Origin of the sequence: Acinetobacter guillouiae CIP 63.46 (genome assembly GCF_000368145.1) — a bacterium.
Lineage (GTDB): Bacteria > Pseudomonadota > Gammaproteobacteria > Pseudomonadales > Moraxellaceae > Acinetobacter > Acinetobacter guillouiae.
The window spans coordinates 1,723,165-1,748,822 of the sequence record NZ_KB849283.1; the positions used below are offsets into that span (position 1 = coordinate 1,723,165).

The following is a 25,658-nucleotide window of genomic DNA, read 5'->3' on the forward strand; positions in this document are numbered from 1 at the left end:
ATTTACGTCACAAGCCCAATAATATTTTCCAAAGCCAATTGGAAAAGAAGTTTTTTTATTTTATCTGCTGGATAGCTATTGAATTTAAAAACGATATCCGCAACTGAAGAATATGGATGTTCAAACAAATGCTGAATCAGCTGTAAACTTATAGCATCAACATTAAGTTTATTTCCGTTAATGATGACGAAACCATCATCAAATAAATAAACTAAATTTGCGTTTAGGCAAAGCTTCTGGTCTTCATTTAACTGATCAATCTTACCATTACCGAGAACATTTAAAGACAACAGAGATGGTACCTGATAATTCCCCATATGATGCATCATAAAGTTTTCATAATATTTTTTATCTTTAATTATTTCGGCAACTTGGTAGCTGATATTCTGAATCATCGTTTCATCATGCTCAAAATCAGTAAAATTTTTACGGCAATCTAAAATACCTGGAATGATATTTTGTAACCATTGCATATATTCAAAACCTGTAGGTGCAAAAGTAGCAACAGCTAAGTGAAAAGTTTCTTCATCCAAAGGCAAGGGATCATGCCACCAACCACGGGGAATATATAAAATATCTCCAGCTTCCAGAGTGACATCCATATAAATTTCTTCTGGCTCTTTTATATCAGGGAAATCTTTAGTTTGCTGCATATATAAAGGAAATTCAAAGTTAGGTTTCCTTAGAATCCAACGTTTTCGGCCTAATAATTGTACTGCATAAACATCACGTGTATCCCAATGGCTCTTATAAGAAGACTTGGAACTAAATGCGGCATATCCACCAGTTATTGTATGAGCTTCAGCAAAATTCGCAATTTGTTTACTAATATGGTCTACAAAAGATTCATTTTTAATTCTATTGTAAACTAAAGTTGCACCATTTCGAAGATATTCATATAAAACAGCCGTTATAGGTCTGTATTCAATCACTCCTAAATTATCGTATGGTTCAATATATTCTTTTTTAGGAACTTCATAACCATTCATTAACTTAAAGTTAATATGAGAAATATCAGCACGGCTATAAAATTCATTTACATCATTCCATTTAAAACAAATTGGATCTAGTGATTTTTTAAATAAATATGGTTTTTGGTAAAGAAATTTTGTTTTAAATGTATCTTTATCTAGAGAAAAATTTAGCAGCATAACAACCTAGCTATAAAATAAATTTGGCTGAACTAAATCAGCCAAACAGAAATGAAAGGATTTTAATTTTTAGTAGTTACCACCATCTCTACAATAGTCGTTACCATCTCGAGTCAGACGATCTATACCACTTGAAATCCAACTTTGGATAGGCGTATTTTCATTAATCCACCCACCAATTTGCCAGCCCAACCAACCAGCAGTAGCAAGCCCACCACCAGCTACAGCACCTATGCCAGCTCTTGCTACAGTAACAGCAATAGCTTCACCCGTAGCTATGCCTGGTCCAGTGGCAGCACCAACAGCTCCGCCAAGTTTTGAACCAATATCAACAACTTCTCCATAACTTGCAGCACCAGAAACTAAAGCCATCTCATGAATCGTAATTTCACGCATAATATATTCTCCTTATTGAAATTAAGACTTATTATTAATAAAAACAATATCTTATAAAAATAAAAACTATAACCATCCTTTATTTCTCAAATAATTTTCTAAATCAAAAAAATAACGACATACTAAAATTACAAATACATTACCCAAAATTATGAGCCATTTAAAATCCTTATCATTAAAGTAATTATAAATTTGCATGCATAAATTTATAATAAGGAGTAAACTAAAAAAAAATATTCCTATTTTTTTTGACTTTTGTTTACCTATGGATATAGATGACATATTTTCTCTTCACCCACCATAAATAACATCTAACTCGTCTAGAGATAGTTCACTCATTGTTAATTTTTCCATATTAAATCATCCTATTTTTTTGATATTAAAAAATGAATATTCAAAATAATTGATATTAAAATCATACAACTCAATAAATTTTGAATAAAATCTAAATTATCGACATATGAATAAATAAAAACTTTAAAAATAAATATAATCACAATCAATAAATAAAAAAGTTATTAGAAACTAAATAGTGAATTTTTCATTTATATTTCTAAAATTAACTTTTAATTAAGAATAATTTATACCACATTAATTTAAATTAATCAAAATTACTTTAAAATTCAATATAATAATTTTAATTAAATTTACCACAATTCAATTTTTATATTTCTAAATAAATCTATTATTTATTGAACACTTACTATCAAAAAAACTTTATATTTAAATCATAATCTTATAATTCCAAACATATAATCCATATGTTTTTAATTTATTATAAATTATAATATTGTGGCACTGATTGATGTTTCTTTCTCTATATCAGTGTAGATAAAAAAAGAGAGGTGCTTAGCTAATGGCAAATAACATCAGTGACTCACAATCACACACAACGACTCTGCCAAGAAAAAATACGAAGCTTAGGAAAAATACAAAAAATAACTCGCTACTGTGAAATGAGTTGATTTGAACAGTTAAGTATTTGGACAAAACCATATGAAAACTAGGCAGGCTACTATCGTCAAAGTTCAGCCTTTTGAATTACCCGAAACCTAGCACCACCAATTAATCCACCATTAATATTTTAGCAATTTTCCATGGATGGCTGAAAATATCAGCCATCCTTCGATTAATTTAAAACTTTGCACGTAAGGTGAGCGTTGCATTTCGAGGATTACCGAAACGAATGTCGCCATAAGTATCAATTTGTGAATAATATTCTTTGTCAAAAATATTATTGATATTTAATGCAATATTCACTTTATCACTTAGTGGATAGCTCGCCACCAAGTTAGCAATCGTATATCCAGGCTGACGATAAGGATGTTCGCTATAACGACCCACTTTCCAAGTACTTTGATAATTTGCACCGCCGCCTAGGATTAAATTATTTGCAAACTTATAAGTCGCAAATAAACGTGCAATATGTTCAGGCGTATCCTCATTAAAAACCAAACCTTGATTTGTAGGATCGTTCGCATATTCCGTAGTATTGTATGTGTAGCCAAAACTTAGATTAAGATTGGGTATAATTTCACCACGAATCTCAGTTTCAATTCCTTTACTGATCACCTCACCCGATGCAACATTACAATAAGCCTCGCCACCATTAAATGGACATTGCCCTTTGGTGCTTTCATCTCGTATTGAGCGATTAATTTGGTTGGTTTTAAATCCTGCAACTGATGCAATTAAACGATCATCCCAAAGCCCTGCTTTTAACCCAATTTCATAAACATTCCCCTGTACTGGATCAAGTAATGTCTCATTACGATCTTTGACATTTTGCACAACAAAAGTATCGGTATAACTCGCATATGCAGTCAATGCATCATTGATAGCGTAAGTAAGCCCAAAGTATGGTGTTAAAATATTTGATTTCTTATATTCATTGACACTTTCATAATTGCTTTGACGCACACCTGCAATAACTTTGAGCGGATCAATAATATTTAAACGAGTGGTGAGGTAGTATCCTGTCTGACGTACCTGATCAACGCTGGTGTTTTGATAACGTGGTGCGATGTAAGGTAACTGATAAGGACTGTAATTTTTAATATTGACGTATAAATAGTCACGTGTCGGTGTTTCCCCTCCACCAACCAAACTATAATCTTCTAGCACTTGGTCCCAACTTGTCCATGCCCCTGTAATATTACTTTTACTGTGATTTGCACCAAATACCAAGTCATGCTCACGACCGAATAATTGATATGTCCCTTTTGCAAAAAAATCATAAATATCTAATTTTTGCTCATAGTTATATCCGTACTTATAAACAGTTGCTAAAGCATCATCAGCACTTGTGGTTTTTGGAGCCACGCTCAATGAAGTAAATGCCATATCCATGGCATAGTTTGCCTTCATATAGCTGGCTTTTACTTCCCATCCATTATTAAATTTATGGCTTATATCTAAGAAAGCTTGTCTATTGGTTTTATCCCAAAAATCTCTGTAATCACAACCACAGTTGGAATTATCGATACCTATTTTTTGACCATTGAAATAGTTAGGAATTGTATTTACGGGAACTGCATGTTCACCTTGACGTGAATATCCAATATTCAATAGCGTATTTTCAGTTAAATCACTGCTCACGATTCCATACAAAACATTAGAATCACGAGTAACAGATTTCATAAATGAATCACCATCTTGACCTGCCACCACTAAACGACCACGCACGCTTCCAGATTGATTCAATGGACCAGAAACATCCATTTCTCCACGTACTGTGTTCCATGAACCATAACTGACAGCACCACTCGCCTGAAAAACTTCTGTTGGTTTTTTACGAATAAGATTAATTGCACCAGACGGGTCTCCTGAACCTTGCATTAACCCAGCTGCCCCTCGTAATACTTCAATACTTTCAATGGTTGCCATATCTGGTTTAGATGAGGTGACATTACTTGCATTTACAGCAACACCATCATATTGCAATATATTTGAATTCCAACCATCTCCAACATTAAAGCCTCGGATAGAAAAGTTGGTCCTCTCCGTATTATCCCCTGTTAGTAAAATCCCTGTTGTATTTAATAGTGCATCACCCAAATTTGTCGCACCCATATCTTCGATTTGTTTGCGTGTAATCACTGAAACAGATTGAGGGGTTTCTTTTACACTCAAATCGAGTTTAGTCGATGTACTGGCATTCTTTTTAGTGTAGCTATTTTCTGTATTGTTTTCTGCTGTGACAACGATCATGGGTAAAGCATTTGTTTGTTCTGTTGTTGCTTCCGTCGCAGCATAAGCTGTCCCAATCCAACAACTATAAAGTGCAAGATAAATTGCACTTTTAGCAAAGATTCGATTTTGAGAAATCCATTTATTCACGAAATAAAACTCTTAATCTAAATAAAAATCATTATCGTTATATTTCACATAAAAACAACATATATCTCTATATTTCTCCATTATTTTACACTTCAAATTCGTTTTGTTAGACAAAGCTATAAAAGGAGCAGCCTCTCAATCTGAAAGGCTAAGACGAAGATTTTTCGATAACATTACTGAATAAACTTTGACATAGCCTGATGTGTATCCCTCACCTTAGCGTAAATCATGTCATTGTATTTATTTGATAATTACCTTAAAAAAATATAAAAAATAATTAATACTTTTCAAGCAAACCAATGATTCCAGTTGCGATCATATCAATCGCAATTGTGCCAATTAACAAGGCAGATAAACGTCCAACAATATCAAAATAGCGATCAATATATTTTGCATGGCTATAACGTAAGTGGTCATGCCCATACTTCATGATCATTAAAATGCCACAGCTAATAAATAAGGTAAAAGCGATCAACACAGCGGATTCGAGTAAAGACATACTCGCTCCTGTTACGACAGCTGCACTGATTGTGCCAGGACCAATCATAAATGGCATCGCCATGGTACTGGCCAAGTGTGCAGGTGTTCCTCTCATTTCTCCGATGGTATCCGCACCTTGAAATACAAACCGATAGCCAATCACTAAGAAAATTAATCCACCAAAAATCTGAAATGATTCAAAACGAACATTTAAATAAGTACTAAAAATGGCTTCACCACCCCATGCAAAAAGCATAAAAACCACATAAGCAATCAAGGCACCTTGGGCTAAACCTTTATTGAATACATGGGTTTCAGTATGCCGAATCATCCCGATCATATAGATACTCATTAAAAACGGATTGAGTAATGAGAAAAACAAAACAAATGGATGGATATAATTTGAAAACATAATGGCTTTCCATAAAACAAAATCAGGAAACAAAATCAAAAAAAGAGCTTACTTTGCTAAAATTGTACTTCTCCACAAGGGGATACTTTGTCTAACTAATCATTAAAATTGTAAATTTTATTAAGATTCAGCAACTTATTTTTACAAAAAATATTACATTTACTCAAAAAATGCATAACCTTATAAAATTGACTCATTTTTATCTATAAAAAATATTTATACAGTTTTTTAGCGCCCATTTAAGCTAGGCACTGGTTATAACTCATATTGCACCCATTAGCATTTGGATTGTTGATAAAATTATACTTAACGGCTGTTTATTGCTTTAGTCATCATCCAAATACCTATTTCTAGTCTCAACATTTTTTAGCATCAGTTTGGCGTTGCGCCCTGCTAAAATAATTCTAGCTAAGCTGACACAACTATTATTCACAGCCCTTTTGATTATTTTATATACGTTAAATTTATTACATAATTGCATCAGATCTCATACATTTTGTTCATGATTACCCAACACATAAAATTCACAAAAAAACTAAAATTATAATCAATTGATATTTATTAAAATTCTATGACATTGAAATCTTAAATGTAACCTAGCGTTATATTTTTTAATCATTTCTGCTCATGATGAATTTTATTTTTGATTGTGTTTTAACGCGTTTTTTAACACTGTCATTCATTAGGATTAAGCCATTTATGTATAAAAGAAAAATCAAACCACTTGAAATCGATGATGTCGAAATTATTGATTATGATAAGACTAAAAAAGCCATTAAAGCTGCAGCTTTAGGGAATGCCATAGAATGGTTTGATTTTGGTGTGTATGGCTATGTCGCTTATGTATTGGGTAAAGTCTTTTTCCCCAATTCATCACCCAGTATACAAATGATTGCGGCCCTTGCCACCTTTTCTATACCCTTTATATTTCGACCTTTGGGTGGATTATTTTTCGGGCATTTAGGTGATAAATACGGTCGTCAAAAAATTCTGGCAATCACCATTATTATCATGTCAGTCAGTACCTTTGGTATTGGCTTGATTCCATCTTATGAAAGTATCGGGATTTGGGCCCCTATTTTGCTGCTCATTGTAAAAATTGCTCAAGGCTTTTCAGTCGGAGGTGAATATGCTGGAGCAGCAATATTTGTAGCGGAATATTCTCCAGATCGAAAACGTGGTTTCATGGGAAGCTGGCTGGATTTTGGTTCTATTTTAGGTTTTGTTGTTGGAGCGGGCGTCGTTTCAATGATCAGCTTTTCCATGGGCGAAGCCGCCTTTGTCGATTGGGGCTGGCGTATTCCTTTTTATTTAGCGCTACCGCTGGGACTGATTGGCTTATATTTACGTCACTCTTTAGATGAGACACCAACCTTTCAGGCACATGCCGAAGAACAGTCACAATCGAAAAAACCGCAAAAAGTCGGTTTTAAACAAATTTTCCGAGAACATAAACGCAGTCTACTAGTCTGTGTTGGACTCGTACTGTGTACCAATGTCACCTACTACATGCTACTCACCTATTTACCAAGTTATTTCTCACATAACTTAGGCTATTCAGAAAATCACGGCGTTCTGATTATTATTGCAGTAATGGTTGGAATGCTCTTTGTACAGCCGTTTGTAGGCATGCTTAGCGACAAGATTGGTCGTCGCCCATTTGTCTTTGCAGGCAGCATTGCCCTAATTGTCTTGTCATACCCTGCCTTTATATTGCTTGCCACCAATAATGTTTACTTAATTTTCTTGGGTCTGTTGATGTTAGCACTTTCACTGAATATGTTGATTGGAATAATGGCTTCAACCCTACCCGCATTGTTTCCAACTGAAATTCGTTATAGTGCACTTGCAATCGCGTTTAATATTTCTGTGGTGATTGCTGGTTTAACCCCGACCATCACAGCAGCATTGGTTGAAACCACTCAAAATATTATGGTGCCTGCCTATTATTTGGTAATTTGTGGTTGCTTTGGGGTGATTACTGCGATTTATCTTAAAGAAACAGCCAACTTGCCGCTCAAAGGTGCAAAACCAATGGCCGTTGATACTGAAGAAGCTGAAGAACTTCTCGAACAATATCATGGAAATATTGAGCAAAAAATCGAAAAAATTGATCAAAAAATTGAAGAGTTGCAAGAAAAACGTGATCATCTCGCCAAGCAACATCCTGATATTGATTAATGGTCTTAAATGGGCTTATTCAATAGAATTGTGTTGGATAAGCCTCTAGCTTAGATTGATTATTCTTTGTAGCAAGTAAAACATAAGGATGCTGGAGTGGATGATATAAATGCCACGAAAATATTAAAGTGCCCAATGAAATTGATTGAGCGTTTTATGACATAAGTGTCGTTCTATTACAGGATAAGACAATATGGCAGAATTAAAGAAATCATCTTTTTTTCTTACGCTTTTTTATTTTGCTGTTTCTTTTTGAAGAAATAATTTTTCCAGTCCCCAATCCACGGAAAAAGTAATTGCCAAGATAAATGAATAAAAGAAAGAAATAAAAAATAGGAGAGATACTGAACAAGCTCATGATCAATTCCCAGAACAATACGCCTATTCGATAGTTGTAACTCCATTCTATGAGTGCACCTTTACGACTACCACTTTGGAATGAAATTTCATCATGAACAAAATGCCAAATACTACCAAGAAAACATAAAATAAAAATGCTCGAAACTAATGTTTTTTTGATTATTGGTTTTTCTAACCAAGGATATTTATATGAAGAAGAGAATTCGAATTGTACGAATAAACTGTAAATCTTTTTTTGGAAGTTTTCCTGAATGCCATACTTTTTTAAGAATAACCAGCAGACATAACAACTTAAGAAAAACATAATCACTGTAATGTATATACTAGAAAGAATAGTAAAAAATGGTAGTGGTCCTTTTGTACCCACTGTAATCAACAAATTCTGTGTGATGTACTTATAAATGGAATATTGCCAATCATTTCTTGGATATGCGGGAAATAACAATAAAGGCGGGATAAATAGAAGAATTGAAAGTTGCAAAAGTAATTTATTTTGTCTTTTTTGCTTTGCTTGATATTCTTGCATTTCTGGTGATAGATAAGGCTTTTTAGACATTTTTAACTTTAAAATTTAAAATCATTTTACATTTACTAAGATCTAACTCTACCCTAATCATTCAAGCAATCAATTGTTAATCAAAATACTTTAAACTTCTTGAGAAGCATTATTAACTTAAAAAAAGAGCTAATGAAACATTGTCGTTGACCTTCAATGCTCCAAAGCCTCTAATAAAACATTTATTTTTTATCCAAGGAGTATCGGCCTGGTCCTGTTAAACTTAACAAAAAGAATCCAGCAGCAATACTTATGTTTTTATAAAAATTGATCATATTCGACTGGACAAGTTCCGAGGGAACTTGCCAATAGGCATGACCTAATATTGCAGACCCAATCGTATAAAATGCAAAAATAATCGCAATAGGTCTAGTATAGTAGCCGATCAATATAAATATAGGAGCTACAACCTCCATTACAACTGCGATAAATGCAGCTAGAGTTGAAAATGGAATATTTAAAGATTGCATATACTGGATTGTTTGTTCAAAGTTAATAAGCTTGGGAATCCCTAGCTTTATAAACAATACTACAAGTAATACACGTGCTATCAATAAAATATAAAATTTTGAATTCACAAAATTGTAATATCGCAGCGTATTTAATTTCATGATATGTAAACCTTTTTTAAAAACTATTTCTCATATAGTTTCAAGAGTGACAGGGAGAATCTAAGCCTTAAATACATCATTTTGCTATTTAAAAATAATTAAATACTCCTTAGATACTGGGTAAATCATCAGTTATCGATATTTTGCTTGAATCACGAGTGTCATAATCACAAGCATTGATGGAACTGCAGCAGCAATAAAGAGATGCGTAATATCCATGTGTTTAGATAAATATCCGCCAAACAATGGTCCAATTACTGAACCTAAACGTGCTATTCCAATACTCCATCCCACCCCAGTAGTACGTAGTGAAATAGGATAATAACTAGCAGAAAACGCATTGATCGCTGGCTGACCACCAACAATTGCAAACCCTGCAATAAAAACAACCACATATAAAAGTAAAGGATTACTAATTGAATAACCAATCACGGCTACGCTCAATACGCCAGTAATAAATACTGGAATAAGTACCTTATAAAATCCGACTTTATCTATTTTCAAACCCATCAAAATACTGCCAAAGGCTCCTCCCAACTGTAGAATGGAACCAATCAGTAAGGCCTGGTTTAAATTTAAGCCTGATTCTTTGGCAAGCATCGGTAACCAGTTCGCTAAAAAATACAAACTAATCATATTCAAAATGCTTATTATCCAAATGGTGTAAGTAAAGAATGCACGGTTTTCTTTAAATAGTTCTAAAGGTGATTGTTTTGTTTTCAGGATCAGGGGATTTAAAATTTTAAGTTCTGAACTAAAATTTAGCTTTGGATAGAATTTTTTTAGCCATAATAGTGCTTTGTGATCATTATTCTTGCTTACCATAAATTGTAAGGATTCTGGCAACGTGAACAGCATAATAAAAAAAATGATCAGCGGAATAATTCCACCAAAATAAAAGATCGCATGCCATCCACCAATTGGCGTCAATAAAGCAGAAATTCCACCGCCTAGCATTGCTCCAACTGTATAACCGCATGAAATAACCATCATGGTCAAAATACGATACTTGCTTGGCACAATCTCGGAACTATATGCCATAACATTAGGCATAATTCCTCCTAAGAAAATCCCAGTCACAAAACGTATGATGGTCAATTGTTCTACACTACTAACACTTGGTGTGAGTAACATCAGCACAGAAAAAGCTAGAGTTGAAATAAGTAAAATGGGACGGCGACCAAAGCGGTCTGCTAAAGAACTTAAAAATAGTGAGCCTATAAATAAACCAAAAAGGCTGGCACTAAATACGACCCCCAACATGGTTTTATCAATTTTCCAATGTTCCATGATCAAAGGTGCAGCATATGCGATTGCTTGAATATCATAGCCATCCATAACCATCAGTAGCAAACAGGTCAATAAGATAAACTTCTGATACCTTCCTATTTTTTGTTGATCAATAAAATCATTTAATGCAACTTCTTTCATGGTAATTCCTTATACATCGCTGCAACAATAATTACTTATTTCATAATTCAATTATACTATTCGTAAATTAAAGAAAGTACAAGAATCAGATACAATCTATATCATTTTAAATTTCAAATAAAAAACAATAACTTAAATCAATAAATATTTATTTTTTTAAAATGGAGTTTTTTTACAAGATGTATTCATTATTTTTTTCCTTAGCTAATTCTCAAGTTAAAAATAGAAAAGCCACATCAAAAATGTGGCTAAAGGGAGTAAATTAGAGAGGATTTTGCTTAAGCTATATTGATCCAAAACAAAATCGGATGAAAACTACGCATGGTTTTCGATCTATAACTCTACATTCCGTGATAGGTTGGTAAATCAAATTGATTATTATTGTGGATTCTATGAACATGATCTAAAACATAAACTTTCATATAAAGTTGAAACTGCATATCTACATGAAAAAGATCTTAAAAACATAAAGCATTAACGAGAGCCTTAACCAAGTATATTCAGCTATAAAATTGAAGCAATAATTTACTTAAATTCTAAATTTATGCTTATGACTATAACCAACCTCAAATATGGCAACTTTTAAAATTTATATATTCATAATTTATCAATTACTTTTTATAAAATTTTCAGCTAAATAGTTATAGAGCAATTTAATTCGTTTTGGTGTTGGCCCCAATTGTGGGCGATATAAATACAATCCCCATGGAGATGACTTAACATTTTTCATGACTTCTATAGCAGTACCTTGCTGAATCATCGGTAATGCCAAAAATTCTGGAATATGAGCAAAACCAATACCATCAACTATTGCCTGACAATAAGCATCAAGGTCATTGGTTGAAAAAAATGGCGAGCTAGGTAAAAAAGTTTGATCATATTCAAACCCCCAAAACCAATATTGATTTAAAGATAAATTTTCAAAGGCAATAATAGGAAAATTATCTAAATCGCCAATCTGATAAGGCTGTCCAACTCTTTTTATGAGATCTGGTGAACCCACTACACGAAAACCGATATTCATAACTTTTCGAGACACAAAGCGATTGTCATTTAAAAAGCCAACACGAAGTCCAATATCTATTTGATTTTCAATTACATCACTGTGTTCATCAGTCAAAATACAACTGACCTTTATATTTGGATATTCAGTCTGAAACTTTGTAATTAAAGGTATAACTAAGTGTCGACCAAACGCAGTTGGCATCGTTAAACGAATATGACCAGAGATATTCTGATTAGATTCCTGAGTATTGTTTTTCACCAATTCATTAATTTGTTTCAGTAAAGGCTGAGCTTGTCTTAACAACTCTTCCCCTGCACGGGTAATTTTATGACCACGTGTGCTCCGATAAAAAAGAATTTCTCCTTTCTGATCCTCAAGTTCCTGTATGGCACGTGTAATTGACTGAGGTGATTTCCCCAACTTTACAGCAGCTTTTTTGAAATTTTCAGTATTCGCCACTGTACAGAAAATTTTAATCAGTTCGAAATAATTACTCATAACTTATTCCAAAATATGGAATTAAGAAATCCATATTGTATCATTTTTTTTGATTTATTATTTAAGTATATTTAATTTTTAACTTTGTTATTACAGGTATAGCAATGAAAGCACAAATCTTGAAAAGCTATGATATTAAGGAATTTAGTCTGGTTGAAATTCCAATTCCTGAGATTGATTCGCATGAAGTTTTGGTCAAAATTCATAGTAGTGGTGTTAACCCTATCGATTATAAAATCCGTGAAGGGGCAGCACCTTATGCAGATCCTATTCTCCCCGCCATACTCGGAACAGATCTTGCTGGTGAGGTTATAAAGGTAGGTGAAAATGTTAAAAACTTTATCGTTGGAGATGAAGTATATGGTTTGGCTGGTGGTGTCCGAGGATTACAAGGCACCTTAGCTGAATATATTGCTGTAGATGCAGATTTACTTGCAATTAAACCTAAAAATTTATCTATGCGTGAAGCTGCTGCTTTACCTTTGGTTTTTTTAACAGCGTGGGAAGGTCTAGTGGATAGAGCTCAAGTTAAAAAGGGGGATTCCGTCTTAGTTCAAGGTGGTGCTGGAGGTGTTGGTCATATGGTTGTGCAGCTTGCAAAAGCTAAAGGTGCGGAGGTATATGCAACAGGTAAAGCACACAGTCGTAAAGTGATTGAAGATCTCGGAGCAATAGCTATTGATTATGAGACACATAGTGTTGATGATTATGTTCAAAAACATACTGCGGGTCAGGGGTTTGATATTATTTATGACACTGTTGGTGGTAATACTCTTGCTACGTCCTTATCAGCAATTAAATCATATGGGCACATTTCGAGTTGCTACGCCTTTAGTGAAATAAACTTAGCCCCTTCATCTTTACGAGCTGCAACGCTTTCAGGTGTTTTCGTCCTCTTACCGCTACTCACTGTTCAAGGTCGAGCACACCATGGTGCTATTTTGCGACAACTGACTGAATATGTTGAGTCAGGGAAAATTCGCCCTATTGTTGATCATCATACTTTTAGTTTGGAAAATGCTCTTGAAGCGCATGATTTTTTAGAAAGTGGGGCAGCGTCAATCAAAGTAGTCATTGATATTATTTAACTAGCTCGGTTTAGGACTGAACATAGTCAAAAAAAGACCCTTGAAAATTTAAGGGTCTTTTTAAATATTTGGCGGAAGCAGCGACTGTCAAATTAAAACAATAATACAGTGATATAAAATATTTTTAATTTAATTTTCTATTAGCGGCTGTGGCATTTCATAAATAGCTTCCGTTGTAGGCTAAAATTGAGCATAAGACGTATACGTCGAAATGCATGAATAAGAATAGCGAGACTGTATACTCAACCTCCCTTTTCAAAAAGGGAGGTTGAGTTGTCTAGTTGAGTATAGGTTTCAGATGAGCAGTTTCCTCCCCACCTTCATTTACGACTTAATACTTATATTTCACACTAAGCATAAAATTACGTGGCTCACCATAGACCCCAGAGTTATAGAAGCCGATGTTGGTAAAGTAGTGTTGATCAAAAATATTATTTAAATTAATCGCAGTACTTAACTGTTCATTAAACTGGTAGTTGGCCATTAGATCGACCAATACAAAGGCTTTCTGATCAATCACTTCACTACGCTTTTTGACATTGTTATACACCGTTTGCCATCCGTGGTTCTGCCAACGAACATTCCCACCCACACTTAAACCATCGAGTTGCTGATCAAATTTATACTGGGTTGAGACATTAAATTGATGTTCTGGTTCCCATGTTGAAATCTTCTCACCATCATTGTCCTTAATTTGCTTGTAGGTATAACCACTTTGCACTTGGACATTGGGGAAGACCTCACCAGAAGCTTCAATCTCTACCCCCTTAGTTTTGGCTTTCGCACCAATCCATGCAAAATCAACAGCGGGATTACTTGGCGCACCATTATAAACAATGTCCTCAATGGCACGATTGGATTCATGGATTTCAAAATAAGCGATACTGGCATTTAACTTAGCATCATCAGATTGAAACTTAAAACCGCCTTCGTAGTTTTTACCTTCGTCTGGATCTAGGATTTTATTGGCTGAAGATTTATACCAGATATCATAAGGCATAAAGATATCGCTGAGACTGGCATAAGCACTTACTCGATCAGTGATGTCATAGACGACCCCAACATAGGGAATGAAGCGATTCTTTTCCTCGACTACACCTTGTAAACCTTTCATTTTATAGTTGATCATACGGGTACCTAAAAGCACCTTTAAATCATCTGCCAGATTTAAACGAGTACTGGCGTAGGCACCATATTGAGTAGTACGGTCATGGGTATAGGCATTTGGCTCACCCCAATTTGGCTGTGCAATATTGCCATCCCATTGGCTAAAATCGGGAATATGTGAATCATAACCCTGCATGCCACCATACCAATCTTTCCCCTTCCAACGTGAATAAGCCCCACTTGCGCCTAAGACCAAATCATGTTGCCGACCAAGCAGCGCAAACTTACCTGTGCTATACAACTCCAATGAATCACTGACGGTACGACCGATATATTGAGAAGGCCAAAGATTAGCAGAACCATCTAATTTAGGATAATAGCCTTGGATAGTGCCTAGTGTTGCATCATAGCCATTAATTTTATGGTCATATTGCAGAGTCAGTGCCCAATCATCATTAAATTTATGATGTACATTGGCAAAAATGGTACGGGTATATTGTTTCCATTCACTCCAATTGGCACCATTATTAAAGGAGCGATCTGGATCTGGATTACGTTCCCCAGCACCATTAAATAAAGGGAAAGAGCCTGACCATGTCGATGCTTTAGGGTCATTGTTCTGGTAATCTGCACCCAGTGTAACTAAAGTTTTATCGCCTAAATCTGCTTCGACAATGCCATAAAATACAGCACTTTTACGTTCATAACGATCCATAAAAGATTCTTTGTCTTGACCCGCAGCCACAAAACGTCCACGAATACTTTGCTCATCATTCAGTGAACCACTGACATCTGCCATAGCACGGTAATTATTCCAAGAACCAGCGCTTAAACTCAGCGATGCTTGAGTCTCTGCGGTTGGTTTTTTTCGTACTAAATTGATGGTTGCTCCCAAAGAACCTACCCCTGTAAGTAAGCCCGTTGCCCCTTTAAGGACTTCGATACGGTCATAAATAGCAGAGTCACTGAGCGTATTACCCGCGGCATAACCGACATTTCGAGTCGTTGAAGGAATGCCATCATATTGGAAATTATTAATGGCAAAACCGCGTGAGTAATAACTGGTCCGTTCACTGTCGTAAGCTGATACGGTAATCCCGGGTGTATGCGACATGACTTGATCAATATTATTTAACTGAAAATCATCCATCAACTGTCGCGTAATCACACTAATGGTTTGTGGTGTTTCTTTCGGTGTAAGCACTAAACGCGTGGCAGTGGCAATTTTACCTGGCGTATAAGAACCACTATTTTCAGTAATTTCCCCCAACTGATTGGCAGTCACGACAATGGTCTCAAGTTTCGCTGCTGGATTGTCCGCGTGAGAATTTGTTGCCACGGCTGAATCCGTTGCCGTGTTTGCAACTGTTGTGGTTTTCGACATCTGACGTCGTTCAATTCGCCACACCCGTGGACTTTGTTGAACAAGCTGTAGATCTGTGTCTTTTAATAACTGTTGAAAACCCTGAGCAATATCAAAACTGCCGCTTAAACCGTTGGTTTTATACCCCTGCGTCAGTTTCGGATCAAAAGACAATGCAATATTAGACTGTAGAGCAAAATTAGAAAGTGCTTGTCCCAAATCCCCTGAAGCCACTTGATAATGCTTTTGAGTTGCTGTTGTTTCAGCATGGCTAAATGCACTAACACCCAACATACTGCTCAGTACCAATAAATGCATGACCGAATAACGCATTTTTTTCTCGCGGCTTATTTTATATGGCTTCGGTTTTTTCAATTTTTTTGCGTGTTGCAATGCTAGAGACACCATAACCCCCTATTGAATACCAATGAGTTCTCTTATTAGCCTTGCCAGTTGAGTTTAAAAAAAGTGTCAACCTTAAATTATTTTTTTTCACCAATACTGACCCAATAGCCTTGTGCATAGCGATTGATGTCTAACTTATAGGTGACAGCCAACATGCTATATAGCGTTGGTAAATCATTGATTGGATAAGTCCCTGATATTTTAATCTGAGCAATATCATCATCTAAAGCAATATAACCCTTTTGATATTTTCCTATACGCTGTACGAATTCAGACAATGGCAGATCATTCACGATCATCCAGCCCTGCGTCCAACTGTTGCGTGTAAGATCAGCACTTATAACCTCCGCCACCTGCTCGCGATTCAAATGACTTAGCTGACCCGCCGCAACAATGACTGTCTGAGTTGGATGACGTTGTGGTTGTAATTTCACCGCACCTTGCTCGACGAACACCCAAGACTGCTTTGGATCAAGCTCTACTGAAAATTCAGTGCCCAAAGCCTGCATTTGCCCATGTTGAGTTTGCACAAAGAATGGGCGTTGTTGTTGATCTTTCGCAGTTTTAATCCATATCTGACCTTTTCTTAGCACGACATTACGTTGCTTAGCGCTATAGTCCAGATCAATTGCCGATGCACTGTCTAGATACAGCTCACCGCCATCGGGGAGTTTAATTTTTTCAATTTCACCTACTTTTGTTCGATAGTCTGCCGTCCATTGCTGCTGCTGATTTAAGCTATAGCCTAAATACAGTAACGATAGACACGCCAAAACCCACATGTAATGACGGTGTTTTTTCCATGAAAATGATGTACTTTGTTTTAAAATAGGTCGTGCCACTTCCGTTGGCAGTTGATCAAAAGTATGATGCAGTTGCTGCATTTTTTGCCAAACTTTGGCATGCACTGAACTTTGCTGCTGCCAGATCTGCAATTGCTGTAATTCTTGCGGACTCAACTCGCCTTGGCTTAAACGCATACACCAATCAGCCGCTTCATTTAAAATTTGTTGCGTCTGTTGTTGATCTTGTTTTGAGTCTGATTTTTGATTGTGTTGTTGTTCAGATTCATTCTGCTTTGACATTCGCTTAGTCGTCCAGCATGGCAGACAGACAATGTACATACGCTTTTTTCATATAGCGTTTGACTGAACTTAGGGAAATATCCAATTTGACTGCAATCTCATCGTATTTCAGCCCTTCAAGCTGTGCATAGAGAAAAGTATCGCGTACCACCGCAGGCAGTTGCTCTAGCAATTGTGTCACTTCAAGCAAACTTTCGATAATCAAACAGTGCTGTTCTGGAGAGATTTCTTCGAGTTCAGGTTGTAGCGCCAGCACGTCTAAATATGCTCGCTCAATATGCTTCCGTTGAATCCAATTGATCATCAAGCCTTTGGCTACAGTGGTCAAATAAGCACGTGGTTGCAATAATTCAATTTGCTGTCGTCGTGCCATCACTCTTAAGAAAGTATCTTGTGCCAAATCTGCTGCATCAGTGCTATTGCCTAACTTTTTATATAGCCATGCATATACCCAAGAATGATGTTCTTGATAAAGTTGAGCAATATCATGGTTGGGAAGCGACGCAGACATGGAAAAAGTTTATTTAAGCGAATGATAATTATTATCAGTAATTTAATCGCTAAATTCAATCATTATTTTCATCTAACCCACGTCCTCGCCCAACTCACTTTTTTTGCACAAACCAATCTGTAGCAGCTTATTTAGCTTTGCGGTTTAAATTGGACAGCCCTGAATGTCAATATATGCATACACTATTATTTGCTGACGGCAAAATCCTCAATCACCACGTGAAGTAGGCGAAGAAGTGATAAAAAAATTGGTGACTATACATTAAATGAAATTAGCTAGATTGGACATATTTTGTAAGTGAAAGCTTGCAAAATATCACTTCATCTTAAAGTACTTGTGTGACACCAATAAAAATTTTCAACGCTTAAAAAACAGACATAATCCTAATCAAATTAAAAGACATTTCATTAATTCACAATAAATATCAATATGCTAAACAGAAATATTATGTTGACTCAGTTTTTGTATTAGATTAGTATTTTTAATGTAAATAATTATCATTATCATATAGCCAACAAAGCATTGTCCTTTCTAGCCACGATGATTGTCCATTTTTTTATCAAGCAAAGGATAAAGCAATGTTGTTATCTAAAATGAAAATAGGTCATAAAACCCTGATTGCCAGTTCAATCTGTACCATTCTTACAGGTTGTGGTGGGGGTGGTAGTGGAGACAGCAAACCGAGCAATACTGCCCCAACAATTGATGCGATCAGCCCAGTGACCGTACAAACCCTAGACAGTAAAAAAATTAGCGTAACGGCAAAAGATGCTGAGAACAACGCGCTCACCTATAGCATCAAAACTGCGCCAAAATTAGGCACTGCCAGCATTGACAGTAAAACAGGTGTGATTACTTATATTGCAGGCAATGTGGTTGGCGCAGATACACTTGTGGTGAGTGTCAGTGATGGTTCACTGAGCACAGATCTGAGCATTACGATTAATACCCAAGTTGAGTCGGTGTTTGATTATCAATTCTACAAAGTCGCCAACCCTGAAACAGGTAATTCTCAAATTGTCCGTTATGACCCTAACAACGGCAAACAGGAGTATTACAGCAGTATCAGCAATGTGATTTTAGGCAATCGTGTCTTTGTGATGAGTGCGGCAAAAGATGGCGATAAAACAGTTTATAAAAAACGAGAATATGCGATTTTCCTTGACCCAAATGCATCTAAAGAAACGCGTAATTACACACCAGCTGGTGCAACAACAGCAACTGAATATACATTCTATACCGACAATATTCTAAAACGATTTGATGCAAGTAATCCAAACAGTCAAGCCACCATTTTTAGTAGTGCAGCATTACCAGCAGCATTAAAAACCGCAGAAATGAAAGTGATTGGCGATACACAAACCATGTATCTCAATGAAACAGATATTGATAATTCTTATGTGCAATTGCGTACTTTTGCCAAACTACCCGATATTTTTAGAGGCGAACTGTCTGACAATATTAAAAATGCCTATATCACTGTGCGTTTATCAGATGGCAAAGTGACACAAGGTCGAACCATTAAGCCAGTTGTCAATAACAGCACAGGTAAAACTGATTCGGTATTGGTCAACTATAGTGCTGCCTATGTCAAAGGAAGCTACCCAACCGCAAGTAATGAAGCTGCGCGTTTACAAAGCTGTACCGTTGATTTAATCACCTGTACTGATATTAGTGGCGGGACAGGTCAATACTACTTCTTAGCACAAAACGATACCCATATTTATTTGGCAAAAGAAGGTGTAAAAACACTTTATGCTTATGATAAAACTGCAAAAACCTTAACGAATGTAACAGGTGCAGAATATCCTGCGAATTATAACCCTGAACATCATCAAATTAAATTTGGTGGTGGGCATGGTGGTTCTGGTATCTTTAGTAATTTCTTTAACATGCCAAATGTAGTCGATAATTTGGCAGAAGGTAATACCGGTTATTTATTGATTAATTATAACCTTGATACACAAAATGCAGCGATCACCCATAGAATATTTGGCAAAGCCTATGTCTTTAAAAATGCCGAAATTCTGAAATTGACAGGCACCAGTGCAAGCAAAATTTATGATAATGGCACTGGTACTGATTTAGCCAATAATTCAAGCAATGTGGCTCTGTCATATAATCTCAACCTGACTGCGGTCAAAAATGGTTATTTATTTGTCGAAGCGGCCAAGTTATCTAAAGACAAGATGAATCTCAATTATCAACAAGGCTGGTTAAATACTGCAACCACAACCACAAAAACAGCGTTGGATAATGCTGTTATTGATCAGGATATTCCATACTTTACTTCAATGCGGGTACCTGCTGTGGCAGTAGGTGATTATGTCTATGTCAATGAGACCAATCCAACTGCCTCAGAAACCCGTGTTTATAACGTTTATAAATTACCACTCGATGCGCCAACAACCAGCAAAACCAGCGTCTCCCCAACGTTTGGCCGTATGTACTTTGAACGCACTGCATTCCGTGCCAATGGTGTTTATGAAGGTAATGTATTGTTATGGAACAAACGTGCCAATCAAGCAACAGATCCAACTGACACAGTCGGTAGTATTGTCAATGCCACCACGGGCAAACTCATGGGTAAAATCAAGGATTTAGAGGGTGGAGGTGGAATTACCAATGTCACTGCTGACGCTTCAGGTAATGTCACGTTGGCTGGGATTGGTGGTCTATTTGGCTTGCATATGACGGGTAGTCATGCTGGTGTTCCTATACTGACTAGTGGCTTCTCAGAAAAAGAAAAGTCATTGAAAAAAGTTAATCATATTAATGGTTCTTGGATCACTGACTAATCCATACATAGCTTATTCAATCGGGTTGCTGTTGCTATTCTTAAGATGGGGGCAGCAACCCTGCGTTTATTTTGACTGGATTTCTGTCATGAACACACCTCCCTTTCTCCCACGATATCTATTATTGACCCTGTGTATTGCTGGTGGATACTCTCCCTTCTATCATCTCTATGCAGCAGATAATAAGAAAGATACAGACATAAATGATGAACAACCTACTAAACTGCCTGTCATTGAAGTTACAGCAGAAAAAGTCCTCAAGGCAGAGCGACAAAATCAACAAGAAATGTTTAACAAACCCTATTCCAAACAGATCATCAGTCAGGAAAAAATTCAGCAGGAAGGCTTAACCGATGTCAAAGAAGCGATTCGGGATATTCCTGGTGTTTCCATTACCGAAACTGGGGCTTTCGGTAAAAATGTAAAAATTCGTGGTCTGACTGGGCAACGCGTGGTCAGTGTTGTTGATGGCATCAAAATCGCCAATCAAGGTTTAGACCATTCAGGTTCTGGTGAAATCAATCAGGTGGATATTAACAACGTTGAAATGATTGAAGTGGTAAAAGGTAGTCCTGCGGTGATTTACGACCCGGGTGCATCAGGTGGCGTCATTATCGTCAAGACCAAACCTGTACAAATGAGTCAAGGCATCGGGGTCAGTCAAAAATTCGCTTATGATGAGGGTTATGACAAAACCAGTTCCACCACCAGTCTAAATGCAGGCATGGATAATTTTGGTGCAAAGGTCACTTATACCAAAGAATCGTCCAATGACTATCGGGTCCGTGGTAATGCTGATAAAAAATATGCGATTAGTAAAACCAATGCATTAAATGCAGTGAATAGCACAGTAACCGTCAAAGATTTGGGTTATGACGCCGAATCACTGAGTGCCAAATTATCAGGAAAATTTGCTACAGATAGCCAAATTGATCTCGATTATGACCAATGGATCGGTAAAGATATTGCATCAGCACATGGGAGTACCATGCAAGATGCAATGGTGATGCTGTTGGCACGTAAAGAGCGTGAATCTAAATCCATCACTTATCGTAAAGACAATCTGGGTATTTTTAATAACTTCTCATTTAAATATAACAAACAGTCCTTATTAGAACGCCAACAAGAAGGCGGTTATACTGAAACCTTAGATAGTGATAATTTTAACGCCAATCTATTTTTAAACTGGCATCAATTACAAGCCAGTTTTGGTCTGGAAGCTGTTTTAGATAAAGCCGTCACTGCGGTGTATTCTGAACAAGATTATTATGCAGGTTTTACCAATTTAGAATATGACTTCGGCACATGGACAGGTTTTGCAGGAGTACGTGCCAATTATTGGGCAACCCGACAAAAATTACTGCCAGGTGCAAATGCTGAACTTGCCTCACAACTCATCGGTATTTCGGGAATTACCCCTGAAAAAACCATATTCGAACCAACATGGGCACTTGGAGCACAATATCACCTCACCGATACCCAGAATATTTCCGCCAATATCAGCCGCACTTTCCGAGCGCCTGATTTGTATGAACGCTATACCTTTGGTGGCTTTTTGGGTGGGGGGTTAGCTTTACAACCTGAAGAAGGCTACCATGCCGAAGTGGCTTGGAAATACCTCAATGATCATTGGGCCTTAAATACCAGTGTGTTTTATAGCGACTTTGACCAATATATTTGGACGAAAACCAATCGTAGAGTTATTGATCGGGCTGGTTTGGAAACCTGTATTCGCATTGGTAAATGCAATATAGCGACAGGCGATTTTAATGATCGTGAATCTGACTTTTTCCAAGACACCACCCGATATTATAATGCCGACCAAGTCAATAATTGGGGTATGGAATTCAGTGCCAATTATATGAATGAAGTCCATGACTTTGGTATTTCAGGCAGTTTTAATAAAATTGATTCTGAAGATGTTTTTGTGCAAGCTGCGGCACATCCAATTGATATTAACAGCCATTATAAATATACCTTTAGCCAATTGCCGTTACAGCCATGGGTGAAAGGCAAAATTCAGACTGTATTTGATGAACCTCAAGTCATACAAAAAGGCGGCTTTGATTCTTATACCATTGGTAGCCTATATGCAGGTTTTAATCATAAATATGTCAATTTAAGTGCAGGGATTCGTAACCTCGGCAATACTACCTATAGAGCTGCGTATAGTGGTTTAAATGGTCTGGAACGTACTTATTTTATCAATGCTGAATTTAAATGGAATAATTATAAATGAATGTAAATTTTTGGGTTGTTGCCCTCGCCTGTGAAAAGAGATTCAACATAATGATCATCTAAATCAATCTGATCTGTTCTATTTCAATCCAAAGTTTATACAAGGTCCGTTAAACAAAATCAAAGCAAAAAAAAGACCCTTAAAAATTTAAGGGTCTTTTAAATATTTGGCGGAAGCGGTGACAGTCAAATTTAAAATATAAAATATTGATTAATAACAATAAAAATATTTAAATTTAGTTTTTTACTGCTATTTTTACTACAAAAAAATCAACCAATAATTTTTGCGCTTAGTTATAAAAGATTCTTTAATTCATTGACTTGATGATTGTACCTCAACAATCATCACTTGCCGTAAAATACTTTTATATGTCTTTGACTACCCTGATCAAACGTATGTATGAATAGAAGTTTAAAGAAAATGGCTTAGGCTATATTGATCCTAAACAGAATCTAGTGATCACGACACATGGTTTTCGTTCTACATTCCGCGACTGGTCAGCCGATAAAACAGATTATCCACGGGAAGTTTGTGAGCATGTACTTGCCCATAAACTACCAGATGAAATTGAAGCTTATTACTTACGTGGAAGGTATCTTGAAAAACTAATGGCCGACTGGGCCATTTATATCATGCACAAACGGCCTGAAGCCATAAATTACAGCTAAAAAAAACTACGATACCAAATACAAAAGCAACTAATATAAAAATAAGAGATAAAGGAATTTTATCTCTTATAAATCTGAATTTTAATTGCTCATCTATCCAACTAATTTGATGTTCCCAGAAGAATTTGTAATGAGCATACCAATTACTAAAAAGTATCTGCTTACTGATACAAAGAGAAAAATATCTAGTTTCAATATCTTGTATCCTAACTTGATAGGCAGATACATCCGAATTTTCAGATAAACATTTGACATCAAAATATAACGATTTCAATTCATTAAAAAGTTTCGTTAATTCTTTGCCTGCATTCTCATATCTATTTTTGTCTTTATCATAAAAACTAATATACAGTCCACATATACCAATGATTACAAAAATAGCTGAGACTAATTTTGTTGACAGCGCATCAATTATTAGCCCAAGAATACCAACTGCCGTAGATATAAATCCAATCCATCCCGGCATCTTCTCAATGAGATCATATGTTGCAAAATTCTTTTTTGCTCCAAATCCGACGTTATATCCTGTTTCAGCAATGTATCTCAAAAGTTCCGCTTTATTCATCTTTAATCCTCAATGGGCACATGAATACGGTCACGAGCAACGACTACACCATTCTGAATGACATAACATTCAACTAAATGCTCACCATTGAAGCTTGAATATTCTTCAATCTGTTTATTTCCACTGTCCCAAATAATTTGCCCACGAATACAATTACGTCGTTTAGCCTCTTCACCTCTATTGAGAATTTTCCATTTAACTGAGTAATTTTGTAAATTTGTTGGCGTCGTATTTTCCTCAATATAGAAACTTAAGCTACGACCATGATTTAACTTTTTCCTTCTTCGTTTAAAGCCTCTTAAGAAGTCAATAAACTCCCCATCTTTGGTTACTCTAGACTCAATTTTGAGTTTGTAGCGAATATCTACAGGATATTGATCCTCAATAAATTGTTCCGTATGTTCATAGCGCATATCTTCGATACGAATAGACATACTCGCTTTTTGACTTGGTGCTTTAGGAAAATTACGACCATAAATCATTCTCCATTTAGAATAAGCTTTGTCATCCGTTCCTAATGAAATCGCTTCTAAACAAAGATCATAAGCATCTTGTGCAGCATTTTGGAATTTAGCCTTAACTTTTACATCTTGATTACTACCTAAAGCCTGATAATGATCACGGTCAGGTTGATCTACTAAAAATTTAAAAAAATCACGACTTAACCAATCGTAATATAGATAACTCTTATCATCATATTCAGTGGTAGATTTCATAAAATTATAAGCTAGTGTATCAATGAGCAATCCTCCCATTGATATACCATGCTTATTTTTCCATGCACGTACCATTTTGCATAAACGACGTAAATTTCGATTTTTAGCATCATTCATGACTTTCATTTCATCAATTTCAGCTTGTGGTTTTGTTATCTTCCAGCTTCCTCCATTATAAGTATCAGGATACTTATAAGACCCATCTTCCTGTTTAAAAACAGGTTGAACTTCAACATGAAAATTAGTGTATTGAACACATACGACTAAACGATCTACAAAAACTGTAGTACGAGGATAACGCTTTAAAATTGCATCTTTCGTATCTTTTAGGAGTCTAGACTGCCCACCATCCTCATACTCCTTCCATTTTGAAGAAGGCAGGATATACAGCATATCAAGATCAGAAATACCCTTAATTGCCGTCCAACGCCCATAAGACCCTACTTGTAGACAGTTATCTGTTTTAGATTCTGTGTTACGAAACTCTTGATTTAAAGCCTTTGTAATCTCTTGATATCTATTTGTAATTTGATCTTCATTATCAATTTTGAGATTACTCAAAAAATCTTGGAACATTTGTGAAACGGACATAATTTATCCTTTTAATTCAAGATAATTATTAATATAGTTTCACTTTAGCATAACCAAATAGGTTTAAAATATAACATACTAATTCATACGACAAATTATGA

The 25,658-nt window shown here is 35.9% G+C and carries 17 protein-coding genes and 1 pseudogene; 5 read left to right on the top strand and 13 right to left on the bottom strand.

Translation table 11 applies throughout. The features are described from left to right. Positions 1–2: 2 nt before the first annotated feature. The 4 genes from F981_RS13105 to F981_RS13125 form a co-directional block, all read right to left on the bottom strand. Complete coding sequence (locus F981_RS13105) at positions 3–1,151, bottom strand: JmjC domain-containing protein (protein WP_004722274.1); 1,149 nt, start codon at positions 1,149–1,151, stop codon at positions 3–5. A gap of 69 nt (positions 1,152–1,220) precedes the next feature. Next, positions 1,221–1,547, bottom strand: coding sequence for a hypothetical protein (locus tag F981_RS13110; protein ID WP_004722275.1), 327 nt, complete (start codon positions 1,545–1,547; stop codon positions 1,221–1,223). Positions 1,548–2,681: 1,134 nt separating this feature from the next. Then, positions 2,682–4,886, bottom strand: a complete 2,205-nt coding sequence (locus tag F981_RS13120; RefSeq protein WP_004722277.1) for a TonB-dependent siderophore receptor — start codon at positions 4,884–4,886, stop codon at positions 2,682–2,684. Between the two features lie 277 nt (positions 4,887–5,163). Continuing rightward, positions 5,164–5,778: a MarC family protein gene (locus tag F981_RS13125; RefSeq protein ID WP_004722279.1), complete on the bottom strand. Its 615-nt coding sequence runs from the start codon at positions 5,776–5,778 to the stop codon at positions 5,164–5,166. Between the two features lie 699 nt (positions 5,779–6,477). On the opposite strand from F981_RS13125, the gene proP reads away from it, so the two are divergent. Next, positions 6,478–7,959 carry a glycine betaine/L-proline transporter ProP gene (proP, locus tag F981_RS13130; protein ID WP_004722280.1) on the top strand — a complete coding sequence of 494 codons (1,482 nt, stop codon included), beginning with the start codon at positions 6,478–6,480 and terminating at the stop codon, positions 7,957–7,959. Positions 7,960–8,170: 211 nt separating this feature from the next. On the opposite strand, the gene F981_RS13135 is transcribed toward proP, so the two are convergent. The 4 genes from F981_RS13135 to F981_RS13150 form a co-directional block, all read right to left on the bottom strand. Beyond that, positions 8,171–8,875, bottom strand: coding sequence for a hypothetical protein (locus F981_RS13135; protein WP_004722281.1), 705 nt, complete (start codon positions 8,873–8,875; stop codon positions 8,171–8,173). Positions 8,876–9,057: 182 nt separating this feature from the next. Continuing rightward, complete coding sequence (locus F981_RS13140) at positions 9,058–9,486, bottom strand: DoxX family protein (protein WP_004722283.1); 429 nt, start codon at positions 9,484–9,486, stop codon at positions 9,058–9,060. A 132-nt stretch (positions 9,487–9,618) separates the two neighbouring features. Then, a complete protein-coding gene (locus F981_RS13145; protein ID WP_004722285.1) occupies positions 9,619–10,917 on the bottom strand; it encodes an MFS transporter in 1,299 nt (432 codons plus the stop codon). A gap of 607 nt (positions 10,918–11,524) precedes the next feature. After that, the gene (locus F981_RS13150; RefSeq protein WP_004722286.1) at positions 11,525–12,421 is read right to left on the bottom strand and encodes a LysR family transcriptional regulator; all 897 of its coding nucleotides are present in this window, start codon (positions 12,419–12,421) and stop codon (positions 11,525–11,527) included. Between the two features lie 104 nt (positions 12,422–12,525). Here F981_RS13150 and F981_RS13155 point away from each other — a divergent pair, with 104 nt between their 5' ends. Continuing rightward, positions 12,526–13,509 carry a zinc-dependent alcohol dehydrogenase family protein gene (locus F981_RS13155; protein ID WP_004722288.1) on the top strand — a complete coding sequence of 328 codons (984 nt, stop codon included), beginning with the start codon at positions 12,526–12,528 and terminating at the stop codon, positions 13,507–13,509. A gap of 331 nt (positions 13,510–13,840) precedes the next feature. Here the strand turns inward: F981_RS13155 and F981_RS13160 are convergent, their stop codons facing one another. From F981_RS13160 to F981_RS13170, 3 genes are all read right to left on the bottom strand, one after another. Beyond that, positions 13,841–16,387 (bottom strand): TonB-dependent siderophore receptor, encoded by a 2,547-nt coding sequence (locus F981_RS13160; RefSeq protein ID WP_004722291.1) that lies wholly within the window; start codon positions 16,385–16,387, stop codon positions 13,841–13,843. Between the two features lie 74 nt (positions 16,388–16,461). Further along, positions 16,462–17,469, bottom strand: a complete 1,008-nt coding sequence (locus tag F981_RS13165; RefSeq protein WP_004722294.1) for a FecR domain-containing protein — start codon at positions 17,467–17,469, stop codon at positions 16,462–16,464. Between the two features lie 4 nt (positions 17,470–17,473). Next, positions 17,474–17,980, bottom strand: coding sequence for a sigma-70 family RNA polymerase sigma factor (locus F981_RS13170; protein ID WP_004722296.1), 507 nt, complete (start codon positions 17,978–17,980; stop codon positions 17,474–17,476). Between the two features lie 578 nt (positions 17,981–18,558). Between F981_RS13170 and F981_RS13175 the strand changes: the two genes are divergently transcribed. The 3 genes and pseudogenes from F981_RS13175 to F981_RS24235 all read left to right on the top strand — a co-directional run. Then, entirely contained in the window at positions 18,559–20,778 is a 2,220-nt protein-coding gene (locus F981_RS13175; RefSeq protein ID WP_004722303.1) for an Ig-like domain-containing protein, read from the top strand. Between the two features lie 88 nt (positions 20,779–20,866). Continuing rightward, positions 20,867–23,017 carry a TonB-dependent receptor plug domain-containing protein gene (locus F981_RS13180; RefSeq protein ID WP_004722305.1) on the top strand — a complete coding sequence of 717 codons (2,151 nt, stop codon included), beginning with the start codon at positions 20,867–20,869 and terminating at the stop codon, positions 23,015–23,017. A gap of 368 nt (positions 23,018–23,385) precedes the next feature. After that, positions 23,386–23,685, top strand: a pseudogene (locus F981_RS24235) (tyrosine-type recombinase/integrase); the annotation flags it as partial. On the opposite strand, the gene F981_RS13185 reads toward F981_RS24235, so the two are convergent. Next, positions 23,648–24,250 (bottom strand): SLATT domain-containing protein, encoded by a 603-nt coding sequence (locus F981_RS13185; RefSeq protein ID WP_004722307.1) that lies wholly within the window; start codon positions 24,248–24,250, stop codon positions 23,648–23,650. The pseudogene F981_RS24235 and the gene F981_RS13185 overlap by 38 nt on opposite strands. A gap of 2 nt (positions 24,251–24,252) precedes the next feature. Further along, on the bottom strand, positions 24,253–25,557 hold the full coding sequence (locus F981_RS13190; protein ID WP_004722309.1) for an SMODS domain-containing nucleotidyltransferase: 1,305 nt from the start codon (positions 25,555–25,557) through the stop codon (positions 24,253–24,255). Between the last annotated feature and the right edge of the window lie 101 nt (positions 25,558–25,658).

Coding starts and splice junctions, on each gene's coding strand:
- F981_RS13105 (WP_004722274.1), bottom strand. CDS start 1,151: ATGCTGCTAAATTTTTCTCTAGATAAAGATACATTTAAAACAAAATTT.
- F981_RS13110 (WP_004722275.1), bottom strand. CDS start 1,547: ATGCGTGAAATTACGATTCATGAGATGGCTTTAGTTTCTGGTGCTGCA.
- F981_RS13125 (WP_004722279.1), bottom strand. CDS start 5,778: ATGTTTTCAAATTATATCCATCCATTTGTTTTGTTTTTCTCATTACTC.
- proP (WP_004722280.1), top strand. CDS start 6,478: ATGTATAAAAGAAAAATCAAACCACTTGAAATCGATGATGTCGAAATT.
- F981_RS13135 (WP_004722281.1), bottom strand. CDS start 8,875: ATGTCTAAAAAGCCTTATCTATCACCAGAAATGCAAGAATATCAAGCA.
- F981_RS13140 (WP_004722283.1), bottom strand. CDS start 9,486: ATGAAATTAAATACGCTGCGATATTACAATTTTGTGAATTCAAAATTT.
- F981_RS13145 (WP_004722285.1), bottom strand. CDS start 10,917: ATGAAAGAAGTTGCATTAAATGATTTTATTGATCAACAAAAAATAGGA.
- F981_RS13150 (WP_004722286.1), bottom strand. CDS start 12,421: ATGAGTAATTATTTCGAACTGATTAAAATTTTCTGTACAGTGGCGAAT.
- F981_RS13155 (WP_004722288.1), top strand. CDS start 12,526: ATGAAAGCACAAATCTTGAAAAGCTATGATATTAAGGAATTTAGTCTG.
- F981_RS13160 (WP_004722291.1), bottom strand. CDS start 16,387: ATGGTGTCTCTAGCATTGCAACACGCAAAAAAATTGAAAAAACCGAAG.
- F981_RS13165 (WP_004722294.1), bottom strand. CDS start 17,469: ATGTCAAAGCAGAATGAATCTGAACAACAACACAATCAAAAATCAGAC.
- F981_RS13170 (WP_004722296.1), bottom strand. CDS start 17,980: ATGTCTGCGTCGCTTCCCAACCATGATATTGCTCAACTTTATCAAGAA.
- F981_RS13175 (WP_004722303.1), top strand. CDS start 18,559: ATGTTGTTATCTAAAATGAAAATAGGTCATAAAACCCTGATTGCCAGT.
- F981_RS13180 (WP_004722305.1), top strand. CDS start 20,867: ATGAACACACCTCCCTTTCTCCCACGATATCTATTATTGACCCTGTGT.
- F981_RS13185 (WP_004722307.1), bottom strand. CDS start 24,250: ATGAATAAAGCGGAACTTTTGAGATACATTGCTGAAACAGGATATAAC.
- F981_RS13190 (WP_004722309.1), bottom strand. CDS start 25,557: ATGTCCGTTTCACAAATGTTCCAAGATTTTTTGAGTAATCTCAAAATT.